Source organism: Coriobacteriia bacterium (assembly GCA_003149935.1).
Classification (GTDB): domain Bacteria; phylum Actinomycetota; class Coriobacteriia; order Coriobacteriales; family QAMH01; genus QAMH01.
This window is the reverse complement of record QAMH01000004.1, coordinates 108577-110093: the sequence shown is the minus strand read 5'-3', so window position 1 is coordinate 110093 and position 1517 is coordinate 108577. Positions and strand designations below refer to the sequence as shown.

The window sequence follows — 1517 nt, the reverse complement described above, 5'->3', positions numbered from 1 at the left end:
TCGTATTACTTTCCTCACTCACCGGCATGCGCAATGTACAAAATCGCGTTTTGCCTTGCAAGCGAGAAACTTCGGCAATTGTGCCATCTACCTGCGGGTTTAGCAGCATCTACCACCCTGCAAGCATTGCATAGCTTTTACGCTACATTTGTATAGAGTGTCTATAGAACCACTGGATAAACGCGTAAATGAGACTGCTAAAACATTTTGGTAGCATCAGGCACTGTTTTTTGGCCATTTCTAGCCATTTGCAAGCAAAACCCAAGCTCAAAACTATTTTTCGTCTTCACAATTCCTCCACATTTGGTTGGCAAGTTCTTCACGAAACCAATTGCGCATTTTTCACGCCCCCACCAGCCAAACATTCAAAATCTTTATCCTATTTTTAGATATACTCGTATGGATTTTCTTATCTTCTTTGAGTTGCCCATCTCTCTTTGTGAAAAAATGATTGACAACTCTGACGCTACTATGCATCGAAGACCATTTTCGTGATTTCGGTCCGATTTGGATCCCCCTGAAGGAGAATCGGGGCCCAGATTAGGTTCGAAACCCCTTCCGTGCAGCTCAAGTCTCATCCAAAGCTTCCAAATCAAGCCTGAGAGACATTTGGCGCATTTTAAGGCGTTTTAAGCCCTTTTATGTTCTTCTGGCACATTCGGATACCTGTCATACGGGCAAAACGCCTTAGAATCGATTCTAAGGCATCGTTTTTCGTCCTTGTTGCGTAAGAAAACCAAGCCGTTCGCTCCAGAGCCAAAAATGGACCCGGGAGACATCTGCGCGACCCATCCGTACCTCCACAGGTTCCTAAAAACCCAATCACGCAATCCCAAATTGCATCCTGCATATAGCGATTTGCTCAAACCCGCCCACTTCTTCCCTCACTTAAGGCGATTCGTTATAGCGGTTCAACTCAATCCGGACTTTTTCAGACGCTTCAACCGACTTATCGCAATCCCTTTGAACCCTCATCATCAGACCAAGATAGCGCCTCGAGTTCCCCTTCCCTGCTCACTTCAAGTATCTTGGTCACTTCGGTTCAGCAGCCACCCCCAAGACAATAGTACCCATGAGCCATATTCTCCACGCGCCAACGACCAACACACCTCCGAAAACCGCCAAGCACCCACACGTCCCAATCCATCCTCCGCATGCCTCGCCGCGCCCCAAAAATCGACCGCGGCACCGCGCGGCAATTCAGCGCTCGTTTCCGCGCCCCGGCGCGGAACCCCCGCTCCAATAAAATCGGTTCATAAACTTGCTGGCGCGGAACCTGAAACGAAATCGCGGGAGTCTCAGCAGACTTCCGCGATCCGTCCGCGCCGCCAATTTCGCTTTGACTCTCCACCACGAATCGCTCAAACAGGGAGCTGATTTCGGCATCGACGCACCATAGTTTCAGACTCAAAATCAGCTCCCGATACAGCAGACGCGACCCCATTCGCACGCCTGAACTGACCGACATTCTCATCGATATATCTGCGCCCCCGAGGCCCCATGAATAGCAAAAGAAG

At 49.4% G+C, this 1517-nt stretch carries 1 protein-coding gene; it reads right to left on the bottom strand.

Features of this window, described 5'->3' with window-relative positions:
- Positions 1-1042: 1042 nt before the first annotated feature.
- Positions 1043-1444, bottom strand: coding sequence for a hypothetical protein (locus tag DBY20_01150; protein ID PWL79859.1), 402 nt, complete (start codon positions 1442-1444; stop codon positions 1043-1045).
- Positions 1445-1517 lie beyond the last annotated feature (73 nt).